The sequence below is a fragment of the Malikia spinosa genome, from assembly GCF_002980625.1.
GTDB classification, from domain to species: Bacteria; Pseudomonadota; Gammaproteobacteria; order Burkholderiales; family Burkholderiaceae_C; genus Malikia; species Malikia spinosa.
The window spans coordinates 1-22,561 of the sequence record NZ_PVLR01000054.1; the positions used below are offsets into that span (position 1 = coordinate 1).

Below are 22,561 nucleotides of genomic sequence, written 5' to 3' on the forward strand. Positions count from 1 at the left end.
GGGGGGGGGGACCCCCCCCCCGACTGCGTACAGAAAGATTTGCTGGCCGCGCAGCTGACGAAGAAGCTGACCGGGGTGGGCGGGCTCTGATGGCCGATTTGCTGGCCGCGCAGCGGACAGATGAGGCCGGCAGGGCCCGCCCACCTCGGTCAGCCCCCAAGCCCTAAGCCTGGCGCCAGTGCTTCTGCGCCGCGAACACCGCGTTCGGGTAGTCGGGGCGACCGCGGCTGCCGTTGTAGCGGCCCAGTGCCAGGAACAGGTCGCCGCGCTCGCGCTCGAGGTAGTGGCGCAGGATCACGCAGCCAAAGCGGATATTGGCCTGCGACAGGAACAGCTTGGACGGATCACCGTCGCCGATCAGCCGGGCCCAGAACGGCATGACCTGCATATAGCCGCGCGCGCCGGCCGGCGAGACCGCAAACTTGCGAAACGCGCTCTCGACCTGGATCAGCCCCAGCACCAGCGACTCGTCGAGGCCGGCACGCCGGCTCTCGTACCAGACCGTCTGCAGGAATTCAACCCTTGTCTGCAGCTCGGGCTTGCGCCGCACCAGCCGCGGGCTCATTTCGCCGAGCCAGCGCAGATAGGCCAGCCTGGCCTCCGGGGTGGGAAACTCGGGCTCGGGCGGCGCCGGGTGCTCGATCGCGGCGCGCAGCGCGAGCCGGATCGGATCGGCCAGCGGCTCCTCAAGCTGGCCGCCGGCCCAGGCCAGCGCGGGCAGGCTGAGCGGCAATAGGCTGGCCAGGCCTGCCTTGGCGATCCAGCCCAGACAGTCCCGGCGGCTCATCTCACAGCCCCAGCTTGCCCTTGAGCAGGGCCGGCAGTTCGGCCAGGCCGACCTTGGTCGCGGCCTCGTCGCGACGGTGCTGGTACTCGACCAGGCCTTCCTTCAGGCCCTTGTCGCCGATCGTGACGCGGTGTGGCACGCCGATCAGCTCCCAGTCGGCGAACATCGCACCCGGGCGCTCGCCGCGGTCGTCGAGCAGCACGTCGACGCCCAGCGCGGCCAGCTCGTCGTGCAGCTGCTCGGCGGCGGCACGCACGGCCTCGCTGCGGTCCATGCCGATCGGGCAGATCACGAGCGTGAAGGGCGCGATCGCGTCCGGCCAGATGATGCCGCGCGCGTCATGGTTCTGCTCGACGGCAGCCGCCGGCAGGCGGGTCACGCCGATGCCGTAGCAGCCCATCTCGAAATGGCGCGGCTTGCCGTCCTCGGCCAGGAAGGTGGCGTTCATGGCCTGGCTGTACTTGGTGCCGAGGTAGAACACATGGCCGACCTCGATGCCGCGCTCGATCGCAAGCTCGCCCTGGCCGTCCGGCGACAGGTCACCGGCGACCACGTTGCGCAGGTCGGCGATCAGGTCGGGCTCGGGCAGGTCGCGGCCCCAGTTGACGCCGGTCAGGTGGAAGTCGAGCTGGTTGGCGCCGCAAACCCAGTCGGCCATCACGGCGACTTCGCGGTCGGCGATCACGGTGACCGACCGCTTGAGGCCGATCGGGCCCAGGTAGCCCGGCTTGCAGCCGAAATGCTCGACGATCTCGAGTTCGGTCGCCAGGCGGAAGCCGAGCTCGAAGCCCGGCAGCTTGCCGACCTTGACCTCGTTCATCTCGTGGTCGCCGCGCAGCAGCAGCAGGAAGACCCGGGTCTTGGTGACCTCGTCGTAGTCGTTGACCTCGTCGGTCGCCAGCACCATGGACTTGACCGTCGCCGACAGCGGCAGGTCGAGGAAGGTGGCCAGCGCGGCACAGGTCGAGGTACCAGGCGTCGAGACCTTGGTCAGGGCCTGGGCGGCGGCCGGGCGCGGGCCCTGGGGCGCCAGCGCCTCGGCCTTCTCGATGTTGGCGGCGTAGTCGCTGTTCGGGCAGTAGACGATCGCGTCCTCGCCGGTGGCGGCGATGACCTGGAACTCCTCGCTCAGGTCGCCACCGATGGCGCCGCTGTCGGCTGCCACCGCGCGGTAGGTCAGGCCGAAGCGGTCGAAGATGCGGCGGTAGGCGCCGGCCATGACCTGGTAGCTGGCCTGCGCGCTGTCACGGTCGCGGTCGAAGCTGTAGGCATCCTTCATGACGAACTCGCGGCCACGCATCAGGCCGAAGCGCGGGCGGCGCTCGTCGCGGAACTTGGTCTGGATCTGGTAGAAGTTCTTCGGCAGCTGCTTGTAGCTGCGCAGCTCCTGGCGCGCGATGTCGGTGACGACTTCTTCCGAGGTCGGCTGCAGCACGAAGTCGCGCTCGTGGCGGTCCTTGATGCGCAGCATCTCGGGGCCCATCTTGTCGAAGCGGCCGGTCTCCTGCCACAGCTCGGCCGGCTGCACCACCGGCATGGTCAGCTCGATGCCACCGGCGCGGTTCATCTCCTCGCGCACGATCTTTTCGACCTTCTGGATCACGCGCAAGCCCATCGGCATATAGGTATAGATGCCGGCGCCGAGCTTCTTGATCATGCCGGCGCGCGTCATGAGCTGGTGGCTGACCACCTCGGCGTCGGCCGGGGCTTCTTTGAGGGTGGAAATCAGGAACTGGGAGGCTTTCATGTCAGGCTCAGGCTGGCGCCCCGCATACCCCGCGGAGCCAGCCAGGCCGGGCCAGGGTTTGCCCCGGCAGCCCCTGCCAAGCCGCCCACTAGCGGTGCATAATGAACGCAGTTTTAAAATTTGGGGTTGATTATGCTTGACAGAGAAGGCTTCAGGCCCAATGTCGGCATCATTCTGCTCAACCAGAAGAACCAGGTGTTCTGGGGCAAGCGCATCCGCACCCATTCCTGGCAGTTTCCACAGGGCGGCATCGACCGGGGCGAAACCCCCGAGCAGGCCATGTACCGTGAACTGCACGAGGAGGTCGGACTGCTGCCCGAGCATGTGGCTATCGTCGCCCGCACGCGGGACTGGTTGCGCTATGAAGTGCCGGACCGTTACATCCGTCGGGATGCGCGCGGCCACTATCGGGGACAAAAACAGATCTGGTTCCTGCTGCGCCTGACCGGCGGCGACTGGAACCTGAATCTGCGTGCCACCAGCCATCCGGAATTCGATGCCTGGCGCTGGAACGATTACTGGGTGCCGCTCGAGATGGTGGTCGAGTTCAAGCGCGGCGTCTACGAGATGGCGCTCAACGAGCTCGCACGCTACCTGCCCAGGCAGGAAATCCGCAACCGCTACCTGCGCGGCAATGCGCGCTCGCGCCAGCCGCAGTCGCATGCCGAAGCCCCGTTCGGCCTGCTCCAGATGTCCTCGATGCAGGTGCAGATCGAGCTGCCGGCCGACGCCAGCTTCGACCCCGATCCGAACCACCCGAGGTAGCTCGGCCGGACAGTCGGGGCCGGCCGGCGCAAGCGGTCGGCAGGCAACAATGACGGATCAGCCGCGCAGCACCAGGTTGTCGCGGTGGATCATCTCGGGCTCGGCGGCATAGCCGAGCAGGCCTTCGACCGCGTTGGTCGACTTGCGGCACAGCAGCCGCGCCTCGCCGGCCGAGTAGTTGGCCAGTCCGCGCGCGAGCTCCTGGCCCTGAGCGTTGCGGATCGCGATCACGTCGCCACGGCTGAACTCGCCGCTGACCGCGACCATGCCGATCGGCAGCAGGCTCTTGCCCTCGGCGACGATCTTGTCGGCGGCACCCTCATCGACGGTCACATGGCCGCGCAGCTGCAGCTGGTCCGCCATCCACTGCTTGCGTGCCTGCTGCTTGGGCGTTTGCGCGATCAGCAGGGTGCCGATCGGCTCGCCGCTGCTCAGGCGCAGCAGCGCGTCGGGCTCGCGGCCCCAGGCGATCACGGTCGAGGCACCCGAGCCGGCCGCACGCTTGGCGGCCAGGATCTTGGTGATCATGCCGCCGGTGCCAACGCGCGAACCGGCGCCGCCGGCCATGTCCTCGAGCCGGGGATCGCCCGCGCGCGCGACATGGATGAACTCGGCGTTCGGGTTCTTGCGAGGGTCGGCGCTGTAGAGGCCCTTCTGGTCGGTCAGGATCACCAGCAGGTCGGCATCGACCAGGTTGGCGACCAGCGCACCCAGGGTGTCGTTGTCACCGAACTTGATCTCGTCGTTGACGACGGTGTCGTTCTCATTGATGACCGGCACCACACCATGCTCGAGCAAGGTCAGCAGGGTCGAGCGCGCGTTGAGGTAGCGCTCGCGGTCGGCCAGGTCGGCATGGGTCAGCAGCACCTGGGCGCTGCCGACTTCCTGCTCGCGCAGCTTGGTCTCGTACATCTGGACCAGGCCCATCTGGCCGACGGCAGCAGCGGCCTGCAGCTCGTTGATCATCTTGGGGCGGGTCTTCCAGCCCAGGCGCTTCATGCCCTCGGCGATCGCGCCGCTGCTGACCATGATCAGCTCGCGGCCCGACTTGACCAGGGTCGCGAGCTGGGCGCTCCACTGCTCGATCGCGGCCTCGTCGAGGCCACGGCCCTCGTTGGTCACCAGGCTGGAGCCGACCTTGACCACGATGCGGCGCGCAGCGCGCAGCAGCTCGGAGGGATCGACGGAAAGGGAGACGCCTGCGTCGGCTTGCGAATCGGTGCTCATGTCTGGGGTCAGGTTGTCGTCACGGAAACGGCCAAGACACCCCCCGGACCCGGGCAGGCGTCCAGCCCAGGTGGTTCAGCGAAAGCGCGGATCGTCCGCGTCGACCTGCGGCGCCGGCTCGGCAGCCGGAGCCAGGCCCGGCTGGTCGCGGCGGGCGTCGAAGCGCGGATCGACCTCGACATGGGGCTTTTCGGCCTCGCGGGTGGCGACGATATGCTGGAAGATCTTCTGCACCAGCAGCTCGCAGCCCTCGCGCGTCAGCGCCGAGATCTCGAACACCGGGCCCTTGTGGCGGAAGCGCTTGACGAAGTCCTTGACGCGCGCCTCGCGCTCGCCCTCGGGGATCATGTCGAGCTTGTTGAGCACCAGCCAGCGCGGCTTGGCATGCAGCTCGGGGTCGTACTTCTTGAGTTCCTTGACGATGGCCCGGGCCTGCAGCACCGGATCGACCGCGTCGTCGAACGGCGCCATGTCGACCACATGCAGCAGCAAGCGGGTGCGCTGCAGGTGGCGCAGGAACTGGTGACCCAGGCCGGCGCCCTCGGAGGCACCCTCGATCAGGCCCGGCACGTCGGCGATGACGAAGCTCTTCTCGGGGCCGACGCGCACCACGCCCAGGTTCGGGTGCAGGGTCGTGAACGGGTAGTCGGCGATCTTGGGGCGGGCGTTCGACACCGCCGCGATCAGGGTCGACTTGCCGGCGTTGGGCATGCCGAGCAGGCCGACGTCGGCCAGCACCTTGAGTTCGAGCGCCAGGCTGAAGCGCTCGCCCGGGTGGCCGATCGTCTTCTGGCGCGGCGCGCGGTTGATCGAGCTCTTGAAGCGCAGGTTGCCGAAACCGCCCTCGCCGCCCTTGGCGATCAGGATCTGCTCGCCCGGCTGCAGCAGCTCGTGCATCAGCTCGCCGGTCTCGGCGTTGCGGATGATGGTGCCGACCGGCATCTTGAGGATGATGTCGTCACCCTTGCAGCCGAACATGTCAGAACCCTTGCCGTGCTCGCCACGCTGGGCCTCGAAGCGGCGCGAGTAGCGGTAGTCGATCAGGGTGTTGAGGTTCTCGTCGGCCAGGGCCCAGACCGAGCCGCCGCGACCGCCGTCGCCGCCGTCGGGGCCGCCGAATTCCTTGTACTTCTCGTGACGGAAGGACGCGCAGCCATTGCCTCCGTCGCCGGCCGCTATGTCGATATAGGCTTCATCAACGAATTTCATGACTGGATTGTCCTTCAAACGGATAAAAACAAAAGGCCCGCAGCGCGGGCCTTTGCGGTTTGAACGCCTGAGCGATCAAACAGTCGACATCACACCGGGGTGACGTTGATGGTCTTGCGGTTGAACTCGCCCTTGACGGTGAAGTTCACGACGCCGTCGCAGGTCGCGAAGATGGTGTGGTCCTTGCCGCAACCGGTGCCCACGCCAGCGTGGAAACGGGTGCCGCGCTGACGCACGATGATCGCGCCGGCGCTGATGGCCTGGCCGCCGAACACCTTGACGCCCAGCATCTTCGGCTTGGAGTCGCGACCGTTGCGGGTTGAGCCGCCGCCTTTTTTCTGTGCCATGGTGCTTTACTCCTTAGCCGTTGATCGAGCTGATTTGCAGCTCGGTGTAATTCTGACGATGGCCCTGGCGCTTCTGGTAGTGCTTGCGACGGCGCATCTTGAAGATGCGGACCTTGTCGCCACGACCGTGGGAAACCACAGTGACAGTGACCGTTGCGCCGGAGACCAAGGGAGTGCCGACCTTGATGTCTGCACCGTTACCCACGGCGAGCACCTGATCGATCACGATCTCTTGACCCACATCCGCAGCAATCTGTTCTACTTTAAGTTTTTCGCCAACGGCAACGCGATACTGCTTGCCGCCGGTTTTTATGACCGCGTACATATGAACCTCTGGAATTGTCCGTCTTGCGACGTGCTTCGGCGAACGGATTTTCACCGAATCGAGGATTATAGCCATGCCTCGGTTCTGACGCAAGCCCTTGCTAACATGAGCGAATGAGCCACCGTCCCCCGCATGACCTGCCGCCCCAGCAAGCCCGACTCGGCCTCGCCAGCATCTTCAGCTCGACCTTCCTTGAGCTGACGGGCTATTTCATGCTGGCACCCTGGCTGCTGCTACGGCTCAAGGACGCGGATCTGCCGACCTGGCTGGCCGGGCTGTTCGCGGCCACGGCCTGGGCCGGCATCTTCCTGGTGACGCCGTTCGCCTCGGCCGTGACGCGCCGGCTCGGGCGCCGGCCCACGCTCTGGCTGTCGGGCCTGCTGCCGGTGCTCGCGGGCCTGGTGTTCAGCCTGACGGACACGCTGTGGCTCTGGTTCGGCATGCAGCTGCTGGCCGGCATGGCCTCGGGCCTGCGCTGGGTGTTGTCCGAGGCGGTGGTGGCCGAATGCGCGCCACCCAATCAGCGCGGGCGCTGGATCGGCATCTTCGAGACCATGGTCGGCAGCACCTTCGTCGCCGGCCCGATGCTGCTGGCCTGGATCGGACCGACCCGGCCCGAGGCGCTCTGGGCGGCGCTGGCGCTGATGACGCTGGGCCTGCTCTGGAGCCTGCTGATCCCGCCGCTGCCGTCAGAGCCGGACGGGCAGCAGGCCGAGGTCGGGCTGCGCGGGGTCTGGCGCGCGCTGCGCGAGCATCCGGTGATCATGCTGGCGGGCTTTGTCGGCGGCTTCTTCGAGAGCGGGCTGACCGCGATCCTGCCGCTGTACGGCCTGGCGCTGGGCCTGGGCGCGGCGGCGGCGGCCTTGCTGGTGTCGGCCAGCGGGCTGGGCAGTTCGCTGCTGATGCTGCCGGCCGGACTGCTGGCCGACCGCCTGGGGCGCGGCGGGCCCGGCAGCTTCTGGGGCGGCGCGCGCCAGACCCGGCTGCAGCTGATGCGGATCTTTGCCGCCATCACGCTGCTGGGCTCCTGGCTGCTGCCCTGGGTGGCGGACAAGCCATGGCTGGCCTGGCCGCTGGCCTTCGTCTGGGGCGGCGCTGGCGGCTGCCTCTATACGCTGTCGATGATAGACATCGGCTCGCGCGAGCGCGGCATCACGCTGGTCAACAGCACCGCGGTGCTGGTAATGGCCTACACGCTCGGCGGCGTGCTGGCGCCGGCGCTGGGCGCGGCGGCGCTGCAATGGTCGCCCCGACTGGGCTTTCCGGTGCTGCTGATCGCGGTTGCGGCCGCCGGGCTGGCGATGCTGCTGCGGGCGCGCCTGAACGCGCGGGTGTAACAGCCCGGGCGCTTGCGGGCGCCCAGGACCGATACTGCCCTTGACCACGGCGCTCGATCAGGCGCCGGGTCCCCGCCTGCCGCCGCCGCGCAGCACTCAGCGTGCCAGCACTGCTGCCAGCGCGCGCCCGGTGTGGCTGCCCAGGCGCACCAGCTCCTCGGGCGTCGCCGCCGCAACGACCCGGCCACCGCCGTTGCCACCTTCCGGGCCCAGGTCGAGCACCCAGTCGGCCTCAGCGATCAGATCGAGGTCATGCTCGATCACGACCACGCTGTGGCCGCCGTCAACCAGGCGGTGCAGCACGCGGATCAGCTTGTCGACGTCAGCCATGTGCAGGCCGACGGTCGGCTCGTCGAGCACGTAGAGCGTATGCGGCGCCTTCTGGCCGCGCCTGCCCACCTCGTCGCGCACCTTGGACAGCTCGGTCACCAGCTTGATGCGCTGCGCCTCGCCACCCGACAGCGTCGGCGAGGGCTGGCCCAGCGTCAGGTAGCCGAGTCCGACATCCTTGAGCAATTGCAAGGGCTGGGCGATCGATGGCATGGAGGCGAAGAAGCCGACCGCCTCGTCGACCTCCATCTGCAGCACCTCGCCGATGCTTTTGCCGCGCCAGCTCACCGCCAGCGTCTCGGGGTTGAAGCGGGCGCCATGGCAGGCCTCGCACGGCACCTTGACGTCGGGCAGGAAGCTCATCGCGATCGTGCGCACGCCCTGTCCTTCGCAGCTGTGGCAGCGGCCTTCGCCGGTATTGAAGCTGAAGCGTCCCGGCGCATAGCCGCGCGCCTTGGCTTCGAGCGTCTCGGCGTAGAGCTTGCGGATCTGGTCCCAGAAGCCGATGTAGGTGGCGGGACAGCTGCGCGGGGTCTTGCCGATCGGGGTCTGGTCGACCTCGAGCACGCGCTCGACATGGCCGTGGCCGTGCAGGCCGGCGCAACCCTGCCAGACCGGCAGCTGGCCGGCCGCCAGCGCATCGCGCCCGGCCTTGGTCGAGCTCTGGGTCACGGCAGCGGCGACGTTGGCCAGCAGCACCTCGCGCGCAAAGGTCGACTTGCCGGAGCCGCTGACGCCCGTGACCGCAACCAGCCGCTTGAGCGGGATCGCGGCCGTGACATCCTGCAGGTTGTGCAGATTGGCGCGCTCGACGGTGAGCCAGTGCAGCTTTTCAGGCAACGGCGCTTCGGGCTCCGGCTGCTTGCTGGATTTCTTGCTGGCCTTCTTGGCGGCGGGCCGCGAGGCGGCGGCGGCTTCCTCATGCTGCGAGCAGAAATCGTCAGCCGCCGCCCCCTCGCGACCCTGTGGCGCTGTGCTTTCGGCATGAATGCTGAATTCCCCTGCCACTGCTGCTGCCGATGCGACAACCGTGACACCGCCACTTGCGCCCCCCCGAGTCGTCGAGTCGGGCGGGGTGCCGGGCGACGATTTCTGCTCGCAGTATGAGGAGCCCGGCATCCCGCCCGGCTCGGCGACGAGCGCCTGAGCCTGAGCCTGAGCCTGAGCCTGAGCCTGAGCCTGAGCAGCGGCAGCGGCAGCGGCAGCGGCAGCGGCAAAAGCTTCCTCGCTGACGGGACGCCGCGGCTGCAGCGGATGCCGCATCGCGTGCAGCAGGTAGCGGCCGGTCTGCGAATCGGCGGCCGCCATCACGTCATCGACCGTGCCCTCGGCCACCAGACGGCCGCCACGCCGGCCGGCGCTCGGGCCGATGTCGATCACATGGTCGGCGCGGCGGATCGTGTCCTCGTCATGCTCGACCACCACCAGCGTGTTGCCCTTGCTGCCGAGCTTGTGCAGCGCATCGAGCAGGATCTGGTTGTCGCGCGCATGCAGGCCGATGGTCGGCTCGTCGAGCACATAGCAGACCCCCTGCAGATTGCTGCCGAGCTGGGCCGCGAGACGGATGCGTTGCGCCTCGCCGCCGCTCAGCGTGGGCGCGCCACGGTCCAGCGTCAGGTAGCTCAGGCCCACCTCCTCGAGGAATTCGAGCCGGCCCTGGATCTCGGGCAACAGGTCGCGCGCGATCTCGGCCTCGCGCGGGCTCAGGGACTGGCCGGCCTGCAGCTGGCGTACCCAGCCACGCAGGTCGAGCACGCTGCGATGCGCGAGCTCGGCGATGCCCAGGCCCTGGAAGCGCACCGCGCGCGCGGTCGGGTTCAGCCGGCTGCCGCCACAGCTCGCGCAAGCCTGGTCGGCGACTTCCTCGAGCTCGGGCTCGGCGAAGCTCTGCTCGCGGCCCTTGTCCTTGTCGTCGCGCACCGAGTCGTCCATCAGCTGGCGCTGGGCCTTGGTCAAGGCAACGCCGGTACCGACGCAATCCGGGCACCAGCCATGCTTGCTGTTGTAGGAGAACAGGCGCGGGTCGAGTTCGGCATAGCTGGCGGCGCAGACCGGGCAGGCGCGCAAGGTGGAATAGACCTGCAGCTGGCCGATGCCGAGCGTCGAGCTGCCGGCGGCCAGCGCTTCATCCAGCCCGTCGCTGCCCACGAGCAGGTGCAACACGCCCTTGCCGAGTTCGAGCGCCTGGGTCATGGCACGGCGCAGTTCGGACTCGGCGCCGGGTTCGACGCGCAGGCGTGCCAGCGGCAGCTCGATGGTGTGCTCCTTGAAGCGGTCGATGCGCGGGAAGCCGGTGGTCGGCAGGAATTCGCCATCGACGCGCAAATTGGCATGTCCACGCGGCCGCGCCCAGTCGGCCAGCTCGGTGTAGACGCCCTTGCGGTTCAGCACCAGCGGCGCGAGGAACTGCACCTGCTGGCCGCGACACTGGGTCATGATCTGCGCCAGGATGCTGTCGGGCTGCTGCGGCTGCACCGGGGTGCCGTCGTGCACGCAATGCTGGGTGCCGAGCTTGACATAGAGCAGACGCAGGAAATGCCAGACCTCGGTCGTGGTGCCGACGGTGGACTTGCGCCCGCCACGGCTCAGGCGCTGCTCGATCGCGACCGTCGGCGGGATGCCGTAGACCGCATCGACCTCGGGCCGGCCCGCCGGCTGCACGATTGAGCGTGCGTAGGCGTTGAGACTTTCGAGGTAGCGACGCTGACCTTCGTTGAACAGGATGTCGAACGCCAGCGTCGACTTGCCGGAACCGCTGACGCCGGTGATGACGTTGAATTTGCCGCGCGGGATCGACACGCTCAGTCCCTTGAGGTTGTGCTCGCGGGCGTTGATGATGCGGATGGCGTTGGCGTGCGGGCTGGCCTTTGCCATGGAGCCGGGTCCAGCGGATGCGGCGACCTCCTCATGCTCATGCTGCCAGCCGGTCTCACCGTCCACGCCGTCGGGCCGAGCGAGCCTGGCGGACTCCTCATGCTGCGAGCAGAAATCGTCGCCCGCCAGGCTCGCTCGACCCTCCTCCATCCGGTTGGCAGGCGCACTTGGAACACCAGTGCTCGCAGGGGCTGGGGGCTTGCCGGGTGACGATTTTGGCTTGCCGTATGAGGAACCCGGCAAGCCCCCAGCCCCGGCGCCGAGCACCAAAGCCGAACCAGCACCAGCACCAGCACCAGCACCAGCACCAGCAAGGTAATCCGACAGCCGGCCCTCGTTGACCTCCATCAGCTCGCCGACCGCCTCGGCGTAGTCGCGCAGGGCGCGGGCGGTGTGGCTGGTCGGGTGCAGGCGCAGGTCCTCGGGGCGGCCTTGCGCGACGATCAGGCCGCCGCCCTCGCCGCCTTCGGGCCCGAGGTCGATCAGCCAGTCGCTGGCGCGGATCACGTCGAGGTTGTGCTCGATCACGATCAGCGAATGACCGATCTCGAGCAACTTGCGCAGCGCACGCATCAGCTTGGCGATGTCGTCGAAATGCAGGCCGGTGGTCGGCTCGTCGAATAGGAACAACTGGCCCTTGGTCGCCAGCATCTGGCCCGAGCGGCTGGCCGGCGTCTTGCCCCGGCCCTTGCCCTTGCTGCCGCCGAAGGCCTTGGCCGCCTCGGCCAGATGGCCGGCCAGCTTGAGCCGCTGCGCTTCGCCGCCCGACAACGTGGGCACCGGCTGGCCCAGGCGCACATACTCCAAGCCGACATCGACGATGGGCTGCAGCGCGCGGATCACGTCGCGGTCGCCGGAGAACAGCTGCGCGGCCTCGCTGACGGTCAGCTCCAGCAGGTCGGCCACGTTGAGCTGACGGCCGCCGCGCTCGATCGTGATTTCGAGGATCTCGGGCCGGTAGCGCTTGCCATCGCAGTCCGGGCAGCGCAGGTAGATGTCGCTCAGGAACTGCATCTCGACATGCTCGAAGCCCGAGCCGCCGCAGGTCGGGCAGCGCCCGTCGCCGCTGTTGAAGCTGAACTTGGTCGCGGTGTAGCCGCGCTGCTGCGCCAGCGGCGTGGCGGCGAACAGGTCGCGCACCGCGTCCCAGGCGCCGACATAGCTGACCGGATTGGAGCGCGCGGTCTTGCCGATCGGGCTCTGGTCGACAAAGACCACGCCAGAAAGCTGGTCGGCACCGAGCAGGCGGTCGTGCGCGCCCGGGGTCTCGGTCGACTGGCCGAAATGGCGCAGCAGCGCCGGCGCCAGGATGTCCTGCACCAGGGTCGACTTGCCGGAGCCGCTGACCCCGGTGACGGTCACCAGGCGTTGCAGCGGGAATTCGAGGTCGAGGTTGCGCAGGTTGTGCTCGCGCGCGCCTTCGAGGATCAGGCGCGGCGTGCTTTCGGTCACCATGCGCTTGAAGCCGAAGCCGACCTGCTTGCGCCCGCCCAGGTAGGCGCCAGTCAGGGTATCGGCCTGCGCCAGCTGCTCGATCCTGCCATCGAACACGATGGCGCCGCCGCGTTCGCCCGGGCCCGGTCCCATGTCGATCACGCGGTCGGCGCACAGCATGACGGCCGGGTCGTGTTCGACCACGACCAGGGTGTTGCCGGCGTCACGCAGCCGGGCCATGGCCTGGTTGATGCGGTCCATGTCGCGCGGATGCAGGCCGATGCTGGGCTCGTCGAGCACGAACAGGGTGTTGACCAGCGAGGTACCCAGGGCGGTGGTCAGGTTGATGCGCTGCACCTCGCCGCCGGACAGGGTGCGGCTCTGACGGTCGAGCGTCAGGTAGCCGATGCCGACATCGCACAGGTACTTGAGCCGGGTGCCGATCTCGTCGAACAGCAGCTTTAGGGCCTGCTGCTCGCCTTTGTTGATGGACTGCCCTGTTGGGTGGGCAGGAGCAGGGGGTACGGGGGGCTCCTCATACTGCGAGCAGAAATCGTCGCCCCCCGCACCCCCTGCTCCTGCTCCTGCTCCTGCTCCTGCTCCTGCTCCTGCAAAACCATCTTGGCACGTGAAATCCGAAGACCGTGGCGCACCCAGGCCCGACGGGGCTAGGGGGCTGCCGGCTGACGATTTCTGCTCGCAGTATGAGGAGGCCGGCAGCCCCCTAGCCCCGTCAGCGCCAACCAATAGCCCAGCCGATGCCCCAGCCAGTGCAACAGCGCCAGCATCAATGCCAGTGCCAACGCCCGCCCCCGCCAAGTCCGACTGCAGCGCAGCAAAGAAGGCGCGCAGCCGGTCGATCGGCAGCTGCATCAGGTCGTGCAGGCACAGGCCCGGCAGCGCTTCGAGCTGCTCGCGCGTCCAGTCGACGCCGACCGGCAGGAAACGCAGCGCGGGCGCCAGCGCCGCATCGGCCTGGGCCTTGCTGCCCAGACGCCAGAGCAGGCTCTCGGTCTTGAGTCGCGCGCCGCGGCAGCTCGGGCATTCGGTGTAGCTGCGGTACTTCGACAGCAGCACCCGGATATGCATCTTGTAGGCCTTGCTCTCGAGGTAGTCGAAGAAGCGCTTGATGCCATACCACTGCTGGTTCCACTTGCCGTTGTAGTTGGGCGAACCCTCCAGCACCCAATGCCGCTGCTCAGGGGTCAGCTGGCCCCAGGGCAGGTCGCGCGGGATGCCGGCGGCCTCGGCATGGCGCATCAGGTCGTCCTGGCATTCCTGGTAGGCCGGGGTCTGGATCGGCTTGATCGCGCCGGCGCGCAGGGTCAGCTTGTCGTTCGGAATCACCAGGCCCCAATCGACGCCGATCACCCGGCCAAAGCCACGGCAGCTGTCGCAGGCGCCGACCGCCGAGTTGAACGAGAACAGCGAAGGCAGCGGCTCGGCATAGCGCAGCTCGCTCTCGGGGCAATGCAGGCCGGTCGAAAATTTCCAGAGCAGTGGCTCCGGCTCGCTGCCATCAGCGGCGGCCGGCTGCAGCGCATAGACGCTCAGGCGACCGCCGCCGCGGCGCAGCCCGAGCTCGATCGCTTCCATCACGCGCACGCGCTCGGCATTCGAAAGCCGGAAGCGGTCGGCCACCACGTCGAGCAGGCGCACCTGTTGCGGCGCGGCGGCGGCTGCCTTGCGCTTGCCGGACTTGGGCTTGGCGGCATCGGAAGAATCGGTGTCTGACCCCAAATCGGGGCCAGGCCCCGGTTCAGAGGCTCGCTCGACCAGGCGTTCGGCCTGCACCCGGGTGAAGCCGCTCGCGGCCAGCCATTGCTCGATGTCTTCGGGCGTGGCGCTGGCCGGCAGCTCGACCGGGAAGGTCACCACCAGGCGCGGGTCGCCGGCGGCTGTGGCGCGCTGCTGCAGTTCGGCGTAGATCGTCTCGGGGCTGTCATGGCGCACCGCCAGCGCGGTCTGGCGGTCGAACAGCCGACCGGCGCGCGCGTAGAGCAGCTTGAGGTGGTCGTTGAGCTCGGTCATGGTGCCGACCGTCGAGCGCGAGGACCGCACCGGATTGGTCTGGTCGATCGCGATCGCGGGCGGCACGCCGTCAACACGGTCCACCGCCGGCTTGTCCATCCGGTCCAGGAACTGGCGCGCATAGGCGCTGAAGGTCTCGACGTAGCGGCGCTGGCCTTCGGCGAACAGGGTGTCGAACACCAGGCTGGACTTGCCCGATCCGCTTGGCCCCGTCACCACCGTCAGCTCGCCGGTGCGGATGTCGAGGTCGAGGTTCTTCAGGTTGTGCTGGCGCGCGCCGCGAATGCGGATCAGGCCGGTGCCGTCCGCCGGCGCAGGCTCGGAGCTGGGAGAAATCGGGCGGCTGGAGTGTGAGCTTTCGGACATGACGGCTGGCCTCGTAGGGGAGGCAAACATTCTAGGCAAGCCGCATGACAACCGGTGGCCCGGGCCGCCCGAGCCAGGCCGGAATCAGGTCTTGACGATCAGCACCGGCACCTTGGCATGGGTCAGCACCTTCTGCGCCACGCTGCCGAGCACCAGCGCCTCGATGCCCTTGCGGCCATGCGAGCCCATCACGATCAGGTCGCAGCCCTCGGCACTGGCGGTTTCCAGGATGCCTTCGTAGGTCACGTTGCGCTCGATCGTGTCGCCGTCGAAGCCGACGCCGCGCGCGACGCAGACCTGGCGGATGTCGTCGAGCGACTGGGTGGCGGCGACCTGGGCTTCGCTGAGGTAGGCCTGCAGGCCGATCGCCGAGGCGTCACCGATACCGATGTAGGGGAAGGGATCGATCACGTAGACGCCGATGATGTGGGCGCCATGGACCTTGGCCAGATCGGCAGCGAATTCGGCCGCCTGGTGCGCCAGCGGGGAACCATCGGAAGGCACGAGGATTTTCTTGAACATCAGTCACTCCTGGAAAAAAATCGGTGCGGCCATCTTAACCAGCCTGAGCACCAGGTCCAGCCCTGGCAACACCAGCAAAACACCTGCCCGCCGATGGAAAATGCCGAAACCGGCTAGGATGACCAAGACCGTCGATCCCGGCGGCAGCTTTTTCCACCACATCAATCCAGGAGTTTTTCCCTATGGGTCTGTTTGACATGTTCAAGAGCGACAGCGGCGACAAAATGAGCCCGCACCTCGCCTTCGCCACTGCGCTGCTCTACATGATGTCCGCCGACGGCGAAATGGACAACGAGGAAATCGGTCACCTGCTCAGCGTGCTCGGCGGTCATGACGACGGTCGCGGCACTATCGGCGTCGGCGCCCAGAGCCAGGCCCTGCTCGATTCGGCCGTCAAGTACCGCCGCAAGCACCCGGTCGAGACCTTCCTGCAGGAAGCTACCCCGCTGCTGACCGATGCGCAGAAGATGTGCATCCTGGTCAACCTGATCGACTCCTCGCTGGTCGACGGCCAGCCCGAGCCCGAGGAGCAGGTGCTGTTCGGCAAGTTCCTGTCTGCCTTCGGCATCTCGGAAGAGCGTTTCCGCCCCTTCTTTGAAGTGATCGTGCTGAAGAACGACCGCCAGGTCTTCACCAACCCGAACCACCCGAAGAACGACAGCAGCTACCGCGTCAAGCTGTCGGTCTGATCATTCAGGCGCTGCGCGGGGGCACGGGCTCGACCCGGACCGCGCAGTACTTGACCTCGGCGATCTTGGCCCAGGGGTCGAGCGCCGGATTGGTCAGCAGATTGGCTGCCGCCTCGACATAGGCGAACGGGATGAAGCAGCTGCCCAGCGGCAGACCGGCATCAGCCCGCAGCGCGAGCTCGACCGCGCCGCGCCGGCTGCAGACCCGCGCCAAGCCGCCAGGCTGCAGACCCAGCCGTGCGATGGCCTCGGGGTGCAGGCTGACGCTGGCCAGCGGCTCCAGCGCGTCGAGCACCTGGCTGCGGCGCGTCATGGCGCCGGTATGCCAGTGCTCGAGTTGGCGCCCGGTGATCAGCACCAGCGGATAGTCAGCATCAGGCTGCTCGGCCGGTGGCAGCAGGCCGACCGGTACCAGCCTGGCCTTGCCGGAGGGGGTCGGGAAGCGGTCGACGAAGACAATCGGCTGGCCCGGATCATCGGCCGTCAGCACCGGATGCGTGACCGCACCCTGCGCCAGCAGGCGCGCCCAGGACAGGCCGGCAATCGACGGCATCAGGCTTCGCATTTCCTCGAACACGCGCCCGATGGCGCTGCCAGGCTCGGCACCGCTGCCGTCGGGCGCAATTTCGTAATCCCAGTCCAGTCCCAGCCGGCGCGCGAGCTGCTCGGTGATCCAGGCGTCGGCGCGCGCCTGGCCCGGACAGGCGACGGCCTTGCGCCCGAGCTGCACGGTGCGGTCGGTGTTGGTGACGCTGCCGGTCTTCTCGGGCCAGGCGCTGGCGGGCAGGATCACGTCGGCCAGCGCGGCGGTCTCGGTCAGGAAGATGTCCTGCACCACCAGATGCTGCAAGTTCGCCAGGCCGGCGCGCGCGTGCGCGCTGTCGGGGTCGCTCATGGCCGGGTTCTCGCCCTGGATCAGCATGGCCTGGATCCGGCCGTCCAGGGTGGCGTCGATGATCTCGACCACGGTCCAGCCAGGTTGCTCGGGCAGGCTGCCAGCCGGCAGGCCCCAGGCCGCCTCGGCGGCGGCGCGATGCAGCGGATCGGTGACGCGGTGGTAGTCGGGCAGGAACATCGGGATCAGGCCGGCGTCACTCGCGCCCTGGACGTTGTTCTGGCCGCGCAGCGGATGCAAACCGGTGCCGGGGCGGCCGATCTGGCCCGTGATCAGCGCCAGCGCAATCAGGCAGCGCGCGTTGTCGGTGCCGTGGCTGTGCTGGGCCACGCCCATGCCCCACAGGATCATGCTGGCGCGCGAAGTCGCGTAAGCGCGCGCGACCTCGCGGATCGCGTCGGGCGCGATGCCGCAGATCGGCGCCATCGCCTCCGGGCTGTAATCGACCGGGCCGTCGATCAGCTCGGCGCGCCAGGCCTCGTAGTCTTGCGTGCGCGCGGCGATGAAGTCGGGATTGGTCAGGCCCTCGGCCACGATGACCTGCAGCATGGCTTTGAGCAGCGCGACATCGCTGCCGGGCTGGAACTGCAGCAGGCGCCAGGACTGGCGCGCGAGCTCGGTGCGGCGCGGGTCGGCCAGCACCAGACGCGCGCCGCGCTCGACCGCATTCTTGATCCAGCTCGCGCCGACCGGATGGTTCTGCGCCGGATTGGCACCGATCACGAAGATCAGCTCGGCCTGTTCCACGTCGCGCAGCGGATTGCTGACCGCGCCCGAGCCCAGGCTCTCGAACAGCGCCGCGACGCTCGACGCGTGGCACAGGCGGGTGCAGTGGTCGACGTTGTGGGTCAGGAAGGCGCTGCGGATCAGCTTCTGGAACAGATAGGCTTCCTCGTTGGTGCCCTTGGCCGAGCCGAAGCCGGCGATCGGCACTTCACGGCCGCGCAGATGAGGGTTCGCGTCGCGCACGCGCTGCAGGCCGGCAGCGGCGAAGTCGAGCGCCTCGTCCCAGCTCGCCGCGCGGAACTGGGCCCGCAACGCGGCGGCGTCGGCACGGCCGCCAGGGCCGCGCGTGAGCAGGGCCGGGTCCTTGGGCGCGTCGGCGCGCCGGATCAGCGGAACCGTGAGCCGCTCCGGACTATGCGCATAGTCGAAACCGAAGCGGCCCTTGACGCAGAGCCGGCCTTCATTGGCCGGACCGGGCGCGCCATCGACCTGGACGATGCGGCCGTTGCTAATCTGGTAGCTCAGCTGGCAGCCGACGCCGCAGAAGGGGCAGACCGAATCGACCCGGGCCTCGGCGACCTGGGCATAGGCACCGTTGGCCGGCGCCAGCGCGCCGGTCGGGCAGGCCTGCACGCATTCGCCGCAGGCGACGCAGCTGCTTGTGCCCAGCGAATCCCCCAGGTCGAAGGTGATGCGGGCCTGGCCACCGCGAAACGACAGTCCGATCACGTCGTTGCCCTGCAAGTCGCGGCAGGCGCGCAGGCAGCGGGTGCACTGGATGCAGGCGTCGAGGTTGACCGCGATCGCCGGATGGCTGCGGTCGGCACCTTGCGCGGCGGCATCAAGCTGCATCGCGCCGCGCACGGCGAAGCGCTGCGGGTCGGCGTCCAGTGCAGTTGTCCATTGCGCCAACTCGCTGTCGTGCTTGAGCGAATTGCCGGCCGGCGCATCGGCGTTCAGCAGTTCGAGCACGCTGCGCTGGGCGCGGCGGGCGCGCTCGCTGTCGCTATTGACGACCATGCCGGGCTGCGGCGCGCGACAGCAGGAAGCGGCCAGCACCCGCTCGCCTTCGACCTCGACGACGCAGGCGCGGCAGTTGCCGACCGGCGCCAGGCCCTCGCGATGGCAGAGGTGCGGAATCTCGATGCCGACCCGGCGCGCGACCTGCCAGATCGTCTCGCCAGGGCTGGCCTGGACCGGGCGACCGTCGAGCTCGAAATCGATCGTGGGCGCATCGGTCGCGGCCTGTCCGGCCGGTGCGGGATGAGCGGCATTCGCGCTGGCGGCATGGTTGCCAGCGGCAGCCGGCTGCGTCTGAACGAAAGCGCTCATGGCTGGACCTCGCGCGGAAAGAAGCGCAACACCGAATCGAAGGGGTTGGGTGCGGCCTGGCCCAGGCCGCAGATCGAGGCGTCGCGCATGACCTGCGACAGCTCGGCCAGCCGCTCGGCATCCCAGACCGGCGCCTGCATCAGCGCCCTGGCCTGTGCCGTGCCGGCACGACAAGGCGTGCACTGGCCGCAGGACTCATGCTCGAAAAAGCGCATCAGGCCGCTGGCGACCTCACGCACGCTGTCCTGCTGCGACAGCACCACCACCGCCATCGAGCCGACGAAGGCGCCCTGCCCGGCCAGGGTGTCGAAGTCCAGCGGCAGCTCGGCCAGCGTCGCCGGCAGGATGCCGCCGGAGGCGCCACCCGGCAGATACGCCTGCAGCTGATGGCCGTCAGCCATGCCACCCGCGTATTCGTCGATCAGCTCGCGCAGCGTGATGCCGGCCGGCGCCAGGTAGCAGCCCGGATTCTTCACGCGGCCCGAGACGCTGAAGCGGCGCAGGCCGCTGCGGCCACGCCGGCCCTGGCCGGCCAGCCAGACACCACCCTGTTCGAGGATGGCGGGCAACCAGGACAGGGTCTCGACGTTGTGCGCCAGCGTCGGGCGGCCGAACAGGCCCTGCAGCGCGACGATCGGCGGCTTGAGCCGCGGCAGGCCGCGCCGGCCTTCGAGCGACTCGATCAGCGCCGATTCCTCGCCGCAGACATAGGCACCGGCGCCGCGGCGCAATTCGATTTCGGGGAAGACCGCCTGCGGGAACTCGGCCTGCCAGCCTTGGATGCGCAGGCGCAGCGCGGCGAGTTCGTCCTGCAGCAGCGCGCGGCAGTCATGGTATTCGTCGCGCAGGTAGATCCAGGCCTTGTCGGCGCCGACCACCCATGCGGCGATCAGCAGGCCTTCGAGCGCGGGCCGAGGCTGGGTCGCCAGCAGCTGCCAGTCCTTGAAGGTGCCGACCTCGCCCTCGTCGATGTTGACTACCAGGTAGCGCGGGCCGGGCTGGGCCCGTACCGTGTCCCATTTGCGCCAGGCCGGAAAACCCGCACCGCCGAGTCCGCGCAGGCCCGAGGCCTTGAGTTCGGCCAGCACCGCGTCGGGCGTCAGGTCGCCAGCCAGCAGTCGCCGCAGCTGCGCATAGTCCTGCGCTGATGCAGGCGCGCCGCTGGCGGGCAAGGCGCGCGGACCGGTGTCGCCTTGCGCCAACGCGGCGCTGACCGATTCGACGCTGGCTTGCGGCAGCTGCCGCTGGCCGACGCAGGCGGCCGGCGCGCGGTGGCACTGGCCGATGCAGGGCGCCTCGACCACGCGCACGGACGGGTCGCCGGCCAGGCGCTGGCGCAAATCAGCCAGCAGGCTCTCACCGCCGGCCATGGCGCAGGACAGGCTGGTGCAGACCCGCACCGTGGTGGCGGGCAGCGCGGCAGCGTCATCGACGACCTCGAAGTGGTGATAGAAGGTCGCGACCTCGTGCACCTCGGCCTGGCTCAGGCGCAGACGCTCGGCCAAGGCGGCCAGCAGGCCCTGGCGCAGGCCGCCGTCGGCATCCTGCAGCCGGTGCAGGTGCTCGATCAGCAGGTCGGCGCGCGGCTCCAGGCCGGCGCAAAGCTCTGCCACGCGCGCGCGCGCCTGTGGCTCGACCTGCCGCCCCTTGAGGCCGGGACGCCAGCGGGCGCCGGGCGGCGCGACGGCATGACTGTCATCTGTCTGCGGCAAGATCTGCTCCCGTGCTGGAATCGATCACCACAGTTTAAGCGCGCGCCTGTCAGGCAGCTTGCAATCCGGCCGCCCGCTGGCGCTGTTCGACCAGTTGCCAGACCGCGCGCTTGGCGTCGTCGTCGCTGGCCTTCCAGGCCCGCAGCTCGTCACGGGTGCGCCAGCAGCCCTGGCACAGGTCGCCGGACTCGGTCATGCGGCAGACGCCGACGCAGGGCGAAGGCACGGTCTGGCCCGGCTTGGGTGCAGCAGTGGCCAGGGCGAGGAAGGGAGGCGGCAATTGAGCCCGGGAAGCGGTTTTTGACATGCGGCGACTCTAGCGCAAGCCTGCTTCCCAGGCTGGCAAGCCGGATCATGACCCCAGCGCGTTCGCGATCTCTTCCATATGGCCGAACAGCCGGCGCGCGCCAGCGGCCAGCAGCCGCTCGCCGGCCTCGGGCAGCGGGCAATAGGCCCAGACCTCGGCGCCAGCGGCGACACCGGCCGTGACGCCGGTCGGCGTGTCCTCGATCACCAGGCAGCGCGCCGGATCGGCGCCCAGATGCGCGGCCGCTGCCAGGTAGACATCGGGCGCCGGCTTGCTGCGCGGCATCTCATGGCCGCTGAAGATGCGCTGGCCGAAATAGGGCCGCAGGCCCGCCATGTCGATCTGGAACTCGACCTTGTAGCGGTCGGCGCCCGACGCGCAGGCAATGCGGCCACCGGCATGGGCATGGGCGGCGGCAACGGCGCTCAACGCGCCCTCGATCGCCTGCAGTTCGGCCTGCAGGCGCTGGTTGCGGCGCTGGTAGAAGGCATCCATCCAGGCATCGGTCAGCGGCTGACCGGTACGCGACTCGATCAGCGCGCGCTCCTGGCGCACCATCTTGCCGACGAAGGTGCGCATGCATTCCTCCTGCGTCATCGACCAGCCCGACTCCTCGAGCATGTCGCGCAGCACGGCCTGGGTGATCGGCTCGCTGTCGACCAGCACGCCATCGCAGTCGAACAGCACGGCGTCGAAGCGCACGGCTTCAAGGTTCAAGATAAGCGCGCTCACAGCAGGTCTCCGTCGAGGTAGTACCAGCGGCCGTCCTGGCGCACGAAGCGGCTGAGCTCGTGCAGGCGCTGGGCCCGACCGGCCACGCGCGAGCGCGCAACGAACTCGACCTCGGCGCTGTCGGGCCCGGTCGAGCGCGCGCGCCTGATTTCCAGCCCCAGCCATTTGCAGCCAGGCTCAAAATCGATCGCGGCCGGGCGCTGGCTTGCGTGCCAGGTTGCCAGCAGGTAGTCGGCGCGGCGCTCGACGAAGGCGCTGTAGCGCGAGCGCATCAGGCTTTCGGCATCCAGGGCCGGATGGGCAGCGAAGTCGTCGAGGCAGGGACCGCAGCAGGCGCTACGGGCCAGCGGACGGCCCTTGGCGTCAAGGCGGCCACAGGGACAAAGGTCGAGAGTCATGGCTGCAGATTGTCGCAGGGCCACCACCGCCGCATCCGGCCGGGTTCGAACGATTGTTCTGGCGAGCAAAGAAACCTGGCATCCGGGCAAATGATCCGGGGACCAGAAGCGATAGATTGCACAGAAACAGGAGACCGGCTACGACCCGCCAACCATAGACGGGCGCCAGCCATAACAACAAGCCTGCCCCCCAGGCAGATGAAAAGAGGCTCCCCATGTTCAAAAACTGGATTCGAGTGGATCGCTTGATGGGCGATCTCATCCCTCGTCTAGGTCCCGACTCTTCTGGTGGCGGTCAATCGCTGCACAAAACCTACGACGCGCAGCCGCCACTCGGCAGCCTGGGACTCAACGGCACCCAGCCGACCTGGCTGACCCCCGCCTACCTGCGCCAGCATCGCTCGGGCGACCGCATCTCGCGCTTTCGCTGAGCCCCACCGGCCAGGCGGGACCGATGGAGTAGCGCCCC

Annotated in this window: 18 protein-coding genes; 4 read left to right on the top strand and 14 right to left on the bottom strand. The window is 68.6% G+C overall.

Going from position 1 to position 22,561, the window contains the following annotated elements:
- Nucleotides 1-163: 163 nt before the first annotated feature.
- Entirely contained in the window at nucleotides 164-787 is a 624-nt protein-coding gene (locus C6P61_RS15535) for a lytic transglycosylase domain-containing protein (RefSeq protein WP_105730837.1), read from the bottom strand.
- A 1-nt stretch (nucleotide 788) separates the two neighbouring features.
- On the bottom strand, nucleotides 789-2,534 hold the full coding sequence (locus C6P61_RS15540; protein WP_105730838.1) for a proline--tRNA ligase: 1,746 nt from the start codon (nucleotides 2,532-2,534) through the stop codon (nucleotides 789-791).
- Between the two features lie 132 nt (nucleotides 2,535-2,666).
- Here C6P61_RS15540 and C6P61_RS15545 point away from each other — a divergent pair, with 132 nt between their 5' ends.
- Entirely contained in the window at nucleotides 2,667-3,299 is a 633-nt protein-coding gene (locus C6P61_RS15545) for an RNA pyrophosphohydrolase (protein WP_105730839.1), read from the top strand.
- A gap of 57 nt (nucleotides 3,300-3,356) precedes the next feature.
- On the opposite strand, the gene proB is transcribed toward C6P61_RS15545, so the two are convergent.
- The 4 genes from proB to rplU form a co-directional block, all read right to left on the bottom strand.
- Nucleotides 3,357-4,526, bottom strand: a complete 1,170-nt coding sequence (gene proB, locus C6P61_RS15550; protein WP_105730840.1) for a glutamate 5-kinase — start codon at nucleotides 4,524-4,526, stop codon at nucleotides 3,357-3,359.
- 75 nt (nucleotides 4,527-4,601) lie between these two features.
- Entirely contained in the window at nucleotides 4,602-5,735 is a 1,134-nt protein-coding gene (cgtA, locus tag C6P61_RS15555) for an Obg family GTPase CgtA (protein ID WP_105730841.1), read from the bottom strand.
- Nucleotides 5,736-5,824: 89 nt separating this feature from the next.
- On the bottom strand, nucleotides 5,825-6,082 hold the full coding sequence (gene rpmA, locus C6P61_RS15560) for a 50S ribosomal protein L27 (RefSeq protein ID WP_105730842.1): 258 nt from the start codon (nucleotides 6,080-6,082) through the stop codon (nucleotides 5,825-5,827).
- A gap of 13 nt (nucleotides 6,083-6,095) precedes the next feature.
- Complete coding sequence (gene rplU / locus C6P61_RS15565) at nucleotides 6,096-6,407, bottom strand: 50S ribosomal protein L21 (protein ID WP_105730843.1); 312 nt, start codon at nucleotides 6,405-6,407, stop codon at nucleotides 6,096-6,098.
- A gap of 113 nt (nucleotides 6,408-6,520) precedes the next feature.
- On the opposite strand from rplU, the gene C6P61_RS15570 reads away from it, so the two are divergent.
- Nucleotides 6,521-7,744: an MFS transporter gene (locus C6P61_RS15570; RefSeq protein ID WP_105730844.1), complete on the top strand. Its 1,224-nt coding sequence runs from the start codon at nucleotides 6,521-6,523 to the stop codon at nucleotides 7,742-7,744.
- Nucleotides 7,745-7,840: 96 nt separating this feature from the next.
- Here the strand turns inward: C6P61_RS15570 and C6P61_RS18225 are convergent, their stop codons facing one another.
- From C6P61_RS18225 to C6P61_RS18010, 3 genes are all read right to left on the bottom strand, one after another.
- A complete protein-coding gene (locus C6P61_RS18225) occupies nucleotides 7,841-14,779 on the bottom strand; it encodes an excinuclease ABC subunit UvrA (RefSeq protein WP_244908975.1) in 6,939 nt (2,312 codons plus the stop codon).
- 84 nt (nucleotides 14,780-14,863) lie between these two features.
- Nucleotides 14,864-15,301, bottom strand: a complete 438-nt coding sequence (locus C6P61_RS15600) for a universal stress protein (RefSeq protein WP_105730845.1) — start codon at nucleotides 15,299-15,301, stop codon at nucleotides 14,864-14,866.
- Nucleotides 15,302-15,304: 3 nt separating this feature from the next.
- On the bottom strand, nucleotides 15,305-15,463 hold the full coding sequence (locus C6P61_RS18010) for a hypothetical protein (RefSeq protein ID WP_170067405.1): 159 nt from the start codon (nucleotides 15,461-15,463) through the stop codon (nucleotides 15,305-15,307).
- A gap of 20 nt (nucleotides 15,464-15,483) precedes the next feature.
- Between C6P61_RS18010 and C6P61_RS15605 the strand changes: the two genes are divergently transcribed.
- Nucleotides 15,484-15,990, top strand: coding sequence for a tellurite resistance TerB family protein (locus C6P61_RS15605; RefSeq protein WP_105730846.1), 507 nt, complete (start codon nucleotides 15,484-15,486; stop codon nucleotides 15,988-15,990).
- A gap of 4 nt (nucleotides 15,991-15,994) precedes the next feature.
- Here the strand turns inward: C6P61_RS15605 and C6P61_RS15610 are convergent, their stop codons facing one another.
- The 5 genes from C6P61_RS15610 to C6P61_RS15630 are packed head-to-tail and all read right to left on the bottom strand — an operon-like array spanning nucleotide 15,995 to nucleotide 22,092.
- Nucleotides 15,995-18,943: a molybdopterin-dependent oxidoreductase gene (locus C6P61_RS15610; protein ID WP_105730847.1), complete on the bottom strand. Its 2,949-nt coding sequence runs from the start codon at nucleotides 18,941-18,943 to the stop codon at nucleotides 15,995-15,997.
- On the bottom strand, nucleotides 18,940-20,655 hold the full coding sequence (locus C6P61_RS15615) for an NAD(P)H-dependent oxidoreductase subunit E (protein ID WP_244908977.1): 1,716 nt from the start codon (nucleotides 20,653-20,655) through the stop codon (nucleotides 18,940-18,942). Before C6P61_RS15615 ends, C6P61_RS15610 begins: the two co-directional genes overlap by 4 nt.
- Nucleotides 20,656-20,704: 49 nt before the next feature.
- A complete protein-coding gene (locus tag C6P61_RS18230) occupies nucleotides 20,705-20,962 on the bottom strand; it encodes a DUF1289 domain-containing protein (RefSeq protein ID WP_105730849.1) in 258 nt (85 codons plus the stop codon).
- A 45-nt stretch (nucleotides 20,963-21,007) separates the two neighbouring features.
- Nucleotides 21,008-21,664 carry an HAD family hydrolase gene (locus C6P61_RS15625; RefSeq protein WP_105730850.1) on the bottom strand — a complete coding sequence of 219 codons (657 nt, stop codon included), beginning with the start codon at nucleotides 21,662-21,664 and terminating at the stop codon, nucleotides 21,008-21,010.
- Nucleotides 21,665-21,690: 26 nt separating this feature from the next.
- Nucleotides 21,691-22,092 carry a YchJ family protein gene (locus C6P61_RS15630; RefSeq protein WP_105730851.1) on the bottom strand — a complete coding sequence of 134 codons (402 nt, stop codon included), beginning with the start codon at nucleotides 22,090-22,092 and terminating at the stop codon, nucleotides 21,691-21,693.
- Between the two features lie 248 nt (nucleotides 22,093-22,340).
- Here C6P61_RS15630 and C6P61_RS15635 point away from each other — a divergent pair, with 248 nt between their 5' ends.
- The gene (locus C6P61_RS15635) at nucleotides 22,341-22,523 is read left to right on the top strand and encodes a hypothetical protein (protein ID WP_105730852.1); all 183 of its coding nucleotides are present in this window, start codon (nucleotides 22,341-22,343) and stop codon (nucleotides 22,521-22,523) included.
- The last annotated feature ends 38 nt before the right edge of the window (nucleotides 22,524-22,561 follow it).